Annotated in this window: 5 protein-coding genes; all 5 read right to left on the bottom strand. The window is 70.8% G+C overall.

Annotation, left to right across the window (positions count from 1 at the left end):
• Positions 1–41: 41 nt before the first annotated feature.
• The 5 genes from ACFWFI_RS40570 to ACFWFI_RS40550 all read right to left on the bottom strand — a co-directional run bounded on the left by ACFWFI_RS40570 (position 42) and on the right by ACFWFI_RS40550 (position 5547).
• Positions 42–812, bottom strand: a complete 771-nt coding sequence (locus tag ACFWFI_RS40570) for a DUF3159 domain-containing protein (protein ID WP_387400635.1) — start codon at positions 810–812, stop codon at positions 42–44.
• 3 nt (positions 813–815) lie between these two features.
• Positions 816–1232, bottom strand: a complete 417-nt coding sequence (locus ACFWFI_RS40565) for an OB-fold nucleic acid binding domain-containing protein (RefSeq protein WP_387400633.1) — start codon at positions 1230–1232, stop codon at positions 816–818.
• A 71-nt stretch (positions 1233–1303) separates the two neighbouring features.
• Complete coding sequence (locus ACFWFI_RS40560; protein ID WP_387400631.1) at positions 1304–2011, bottom strand: response regulator; 708 nt, start codon at positions 2009–2011, stop codon at positions 1304–1306.
• A gap of 55 nt (positions 2012–2066) precedes the next feature.
• On the bottom strand, positions 2067–4610 hold the full coding sequence (locus ACFWFI_RS40555) for an ATP-binding protein (RefSeq protein ID WP_387400629.1): 2544 nt from the start codon (positions 4608–4610) through the stop codon (positions 2067–2069).
• Between the two features lie 202 nt (positions 4611–4812).
• Positions 4813–5547 (bottom strand): ABC transporter ATP-binding protein, encoded by a 735-nt coding sequence (locus ACFWFI_RS40550; RefSeq protein ID WP_387400627.1) that lies wholly within the window; start codon positions 5545–5547, stop codon positions 4813–4815.
• Between the last annotated feature and the right edge of the window lie 110 nt (positions 5548–5657).

The following is a 5657-nucleotide window of genomic DNA, read 5'->3' as shown; positions in this document are numbered from 1 at the left end:
GTCACGGTCCGGGGCCCCACGCGTATATGCGTCGTCGTGCGTCAGAACTCGGAGTTGCGGGCCTCCGCGGCCCGCGCGCTCTGCTCCGCCTTGCGGTCCTTCTCGGCCTGTTCCTCCGCCTCCATCTCGGCGAAGACGTCGATGGGCGGCGGCGCCTTGGCGAGGAAGACCCAGGTCAGATACACCGCGAGCAGGAACGGCGGGATCTTGAGCGCGACCAGCACCCAGCCGAGCTGAGCGGTGTCGGCCCACCAGTACAGCGGGAAGAGGATCGCGCACTTGGCGAGGAGGATCAGACCCCAGGCGTAGCTGGCCTTGGCGTACGCCTTCTTACGGCCGGGGTTCCTGGTGCGCCAGGACAGGTTCTCCTTGAAGACCGGGCCGAGGATCAGTCCGATCAGCGGCACCCCGGCGAGCGTCGTGACGAGGTACGCGAGGGCGAGGCCGAGCGTGTAGATCATGCCCGGCAGATAGAAGTCCTTGGCGTTGCCCGTCATCATCGCGAAGACCACACCGAAGCCCACGCCGAAGACACCGCTGAAGGCGTGCTTGACGGTGTCCTTGCGGATCAGCCGTACGGCGACGAGGGCCAGGGAGACCACCAGAGCGGCGATGGCCGAGGCCTTCAGGTCCTTGTTGATGGTGAAGATCGTGACGAAGAGCAGCCCGGGCAGGACTGTCTCCACCATGCCGCGCACGCCGCCGAAAGCCTCGAAGAGCGCGGCTTCCGTGACCGCCTTCGCGTCGGCGTCCTGCTGGTCGGTGCGGTGGGGCTGGTCCGTTTCGGACGTCGGCTTGTCGAGAGACGTCACCGGCTACTCCTTGCCGAGCGGTCGGAGTTCGTATTTGGGATTGAACAGCACCCGGCGCCCGTGGCTCATTGCCACGCGACCCGACGCGATGAGCTTGCGTCCCGGCTCGATGCCGACGATGGAACGCCGGCCCAGCCAGACCACGTCGAGCGGTGCGGTGCCGTCGAAGAGCTCCGCCTCCAGGGCGGGCACTCCGGCCCGCGGGCGCAGGGTGACGGTCCGCAAGGTACCAGTGACCTTGACGATCTGTCGGTCGGTGCACTCGGAGATGCGCGTGCAGCCCGATGCGTGCGTGTCCTCCTGCAGCTCCTCGGACTCGAGGTCCTCCTGGGAGGTGGACAGCCGGTCGAGCATGCGACGGAAGCGGTTGGACGGCCTCGAAGCCCTGTCGGACTTCTCGGATCGGGGAACAGCGCTCATACCCGAAGGGTACCGGTCTCCTGTGGTACGGGCGGGCCCGCACAGGTACCACCCGAACGAGTGACTCCCGATCACTCGGGAACGGACCGTCCCCGCTCGAAGCGGTAGCCCATGCCGGGCTCCGTCACGAAGTGTCTGGGGTGCGAGGGGTCCGCCTCCAGCTTGCGGCGCAGCTGGGCCATGTAGACGCGCAGATAGTTGGTCTCGGTGCCGTACGAGGGCCCCCAGACCTCCTGGAGCAGCTGTTTCTGGCTGACGAGCCGCCCGGCGTTGCGGACGAGGACCTCCAGCAGGTGCCACTCGGTGGGGGTGAGCCGCACGTCGCGGCCCTCCCGGTGGACCTTCTTCGCCGCCAGGTCGACGGTGAAACCCTCCGTCTCGACGATCACCAGGTCGTCGCCGCCGTCCTGACCGACCGGTTCGGCCCTGCGCACGGCGGCGCGCAGCCGGGCCAGCAGCTCGTCCATGCCGAACGGCTTGGTGACGTAGTCGTCGGCCCCGGCGTCCAGGGCTTCGACCTTCTCGTCGGAGGTCTGCCGGGCGGAGAGCACGAGGATCGGCACCCGGGTCCAGCCGCGCAGGCCCCTGATCACCTCGACGCCGTCCATGTCCGGCAGCCCCAGGTCGAGGACCACGACGTCGGGGTGACGTGCCGCCGCGAGCTGCAGGGCGGTCGCCCCGTCGGGCGCCGCGTCCACCTCGTACCTGCGAGCCTTCAGATTGATCACGAGGGCGCGCACGATCTGCGGCTCGTCGTCGACCACGAGCACCCGGGTCATCGCGGACCTGCCTTTCCGGAATACGTGTACGGGGTGAGGGTGCGCCCCGGGGATCTCATGAGCTGATGTGCACGGGCGGGACGGGGCCTGCCCGCACCTGTCCAGGGGAGGCCGTGAGCGTGAGGACCATGGTGAGGCCGCCGCCGGGGGTGTCCTCGGCGTCCAGCGTGCCGCCCATGGACTCCACGAAGCCGCGGGCCACGGCGAGCCCCAGGCCGACCCCGGCGCCGCGCGGAGCGTCACCGTAGCGCTGGAAGGGCTCGAATATGCGTTCCTTGGCCTCGTCGGGGACTCCCCGGCCGCGGTCGGCCACCCGCAGCTCGACGCGTTCGCCCAGGGCGCTGGCGGCCACGGTGACGCGTTCCCGGCCGGGGCTGTACTTGACGGCGTTCTCGACGATGTTGGCGACGGCCCGCTCCAGCAGTCCCGGGTCGACGGCCACCATGGGCAGCGTCTCGGGGATGTCCAGGTCGACGCTGCCCTCCGGTACGCCGCCGAGCGCCATCGGGACGACCTCGTCGAGATCGAGCTCACGGATCAGCGGGGTGACCGTGCCGGTCTGCAGGCGCGACATGTCGAGCAGATTGCCGACCAGGTGGTCCAGGCGGTCGGCTCCGTCCTCGATGGCCGCGAGGAGCTCCGCCTCGTCCGCGTCGGACCAGGAGACGTCGTCGGAGCGCAGGGAGCTCACCGCCGCCTTGATGGCGGCCAGGGGGGTGCGCAGGTCGTGACTGACGGCGGCGAGAAGCGCGGTCCTGATGCGGTTGCCCTCGGCGAGCCGCCTGGCCGCCTCCGCCTCCCCCACCAGGCGCTGCCGGTCGAGCACGACGGCGGCCTGCGCGGCGAAGGCGCCGAGGACCCGCCGGTCCTCGGCGGGCAGCACGCGGCCGGAGAGGGCCAGTGCCATGTGGTCGCCGACGGGCATGTCGACGTCCGCGTCGTCGGGCCGGGCCACCGGCGCGGGGCCCACGGATCCGGCGCAGGTCCAGGGCTCGACATCGCTCTGCCGCTCCAGGAGGGCGACCGATTCCATGCCGAAGGTCTCGCGGACCCGGTCCAGCAGGGCGTCCAGGGCCGTCTCGCCCCGCAGGACGCTTCCGGCGAGGGTGGAGAGGATCTCCGACTCGGCGCGCAGCCGGGCCGCCTGATGGGTGCGGCGGGCCGCCAGGTCGACCACTGAGGCGACCGCGACCGCCACCGCGAAGAAGATCACGATGGCGACGAAGTTCTCGGGGTCCTGGACGGTCAGGGTGTGGGTGGGCGGCGTGAACCAGTAGTTCAGCAGCAGCGAACCGGCGGCCGCCGAGGCGAGAGCGGGTGCCAGACCTCCGAGGAGGGCGGCGGCGACGGTCATGAAAAGGAAGAGCAGGACGTCGTTGGCGAGTCCCGGCCCGTTCTGCATACCGTGCAGGAGCAGGGTCAGCAGGGCCGGTCCGCCGACTCCGGCCAGCCAGCCCGAGATGATCCGGGTGCGGCTGAGCCGGGCGCCGCGTGCGATGGGCAGCCCGCGCCCCTTGGCGACCTCCTCGTGCGTGACGATGTGCACGTCGAGGTCGGGTCCGGACTCGCGGGCGACGGTGGCGCCCACCCCGGGGCCGTAGATGTACTGCCAGGTCTTGCGGCGGCTCGAGCCGAGGACGATCTGGGTGGCGTTGACGCCCCGGGCGAACGCGAGGAGCGCGGAGGGTATGTCGTCGCCGATGACGTGGTGGAAGGTGCCCCCGAGGTCCTCGACGAGGGTCCGCTGGACCGCGAGCTCCTTGGGCGAGGCGGAGGTGAGCCCGTCGCTGCGGGCGATGTACACCGCGAGGATCTCGCTGCCGGAGCCCTTGGCGGCCATCCGGGAGGCGCGGCGGATGAGCGTGCGGCCCTCGGGGCCGCCGGTCAGTCCGACGACGATGCGCTCGCGGGCCTGCCAGGGGGCGCTGATGTCGTGTTCCCCGCGGTACTGCTGGAGGTACTCGTCGACCCGGTCGGCGACCCACAGGAGCGCCAGCTCGCGCAGCGCGGTGAGGTTGCCGGGGCGGAAGTAGTTGGACAGGGCCGCGTCGACCTTGTCGGACTGGTAGATGTTGCCGTGGGCCATCCGGCGCCGGAGCGCCTGGGGAGACATGTCGACGAGTTCGATCTGGTCGGCGCGCCGGGCGACCTCGTCGGGAATGGTCTCCTGCTGCCGCACGCCGGTTATCGACTCCACGACGTCGCCGAGGGACTCGAGGTGCTGGATGTTGACGGTGGACACCACGTCGATGCCGGCCTTGAGGAGTTCTTCCACGTCCTGCCAGCGCTTGGCGTTGCGGGAGCCGGGCACATTGGTGTGGGCGAGTTCGTCCACGAGTGCGACGGCCGGCGCCCGTTCCAGGACGGCGTCGACGTCCATCTCCGCGAAGACGGCCGAGCGGTATTCGATGTCGCGGCGGCGGATCTGCTCCAGGCCGTGCAGCAGGACCTCGGTGCGCGGCCGGTCGTGGTGCTCCACGAACGCGACGACGCAGTCCGTGCCCCGCTCCACCCGGCGGTGGGCCTCGGACAGCATCGCGTACGTCTTGCCGACGCCGGGTGCCGCACCCAGGTAGATCCGAAGCTTGCCGCGTGCCATGGCCCCATTGTCTTCTCTGAACCGGCTGCCGCCGATACGGGAGCCGATGTCGAAGCTACCCCGAGAAATTCCGGCATATGGGGTCAGGGCCGGACCAGGGGACCGTATTGACGGGATTCTGATGCGGACGCACAGGGTTCCGGTGCCGTCACACGCGATGCGGAGCCGGACTTCACAGCCGTACGGCCCGGTCCGCCGGCGGCTACGCGTGCTCGACGATGTGCCCGTCGCTGAGCTCCAGGACCCGGTCGGCGAAACCGAGCAGCTGGGGGTCGTGGGTGGCGACCAGGACGGTGACGCCCTCGCTGCGCACGACGGCACGCAACAGTTGCATGACCGCGAGTCCGGTCTCCGCGTCGAGCTGACCGGTGGGCTCGTCGGCTATCAGGAGGGCGGGCCGGTTGGCGAGCGCGCGGGCGATGGCGACCCGCTGCTGCTGGCCGCCGGAGAGCTCCCCGGGCCGCTGCTGGGCGTGGTCGCCGAGGCCGACCAGGGAGAGCAGCAGCGCCACTCGCTCCTCGCGCTCGTGAGGGTCGGTCCTGCGCAGGCGCATGGGCACGCCGACGTTCTCCGCCGCCGTCAGGATCGGGATCAGGCCGAACGACTGGAAGATGAAGCCGACCCGGTCCCTGCGCAGCTCCAGCAGCCCGTCCTCGCCGAGCCCGGAGAGGTCGGTGCCGCCGACGGTGATCCGGCCGCTGTCCGGTGCGTCGAGGCCGCCGACGAGATTGAGCAGGGTGGTCTTGCCGGATCCGGAGCGGCCCTTGAGCGCGACGAGCTCTCCGCGCGGGATCTCGAAGGAGACCCCACGCAGGGCGTGCACGGCTGCCGCGCCGGTCCCGTACGAGCGGTGCAGGTCCTCGATCCGCACCATGGGGCCGTCGGCCGGGCTCTCGGCCAGGGCCGTGCCGCTCTGTCCGTCGGTGCTCCGTGTCATCGCTCTCCCCCGTGCGTACGCGGCCGTGCGTACCGCTCCCTCGGCAGCCGCCAGTATGTGCATGAGGCACCCGGTGAGGCAATGGAAAGGCCGGTGGGCCGCACCCCCTC

This window comes from Streptomyces sp. NPDC060209 (genome assembly GCF_042728155.1).
Lineage (GTDB): Bacteria > Actinomycetota > Actinomycetes > Streptomycetales > Streptomycetaceae > Streptomyces.
Note: the sequence above shows the minus strand (reverse complement) of the source record. Positions and strands in the feature narration are given on the sequence as shown.

Bases quoted from the DNA above. Each gene is read 5' to 3' on its own strand.
- ACFWFI_RS40555 (WP_387400629.1), bottom strand. From the start codon at position 4,610: ATGGCACGCGGCAAGCTTCGGATCTACCTGGGTGCGGCACCCGGCGTC.
- ACFWFI_RS40560 (WP_387400631.1), bottom strand. From the start codon at position 2,011: ATGACCCGGGTGCTCGTGGTCGACGACGAGCCGCAGATCGTGCGCGCC.
- ACFWFI_RS40565 (WP_387400633.1), bottom strand. From the start codon at position 1,232: ATGAGCGCTGTTCCCCGATCCGAGAAGTCCGACAGGGCTTCGAGGCCG.
- ACFWFI_RS40550 (WP_387400627.1), bottom strand. From the start codon at position 5,547: ATGACACGGAGCACCGACGGACAGAGCGGCACGGCCCTGGCCGAGAGC.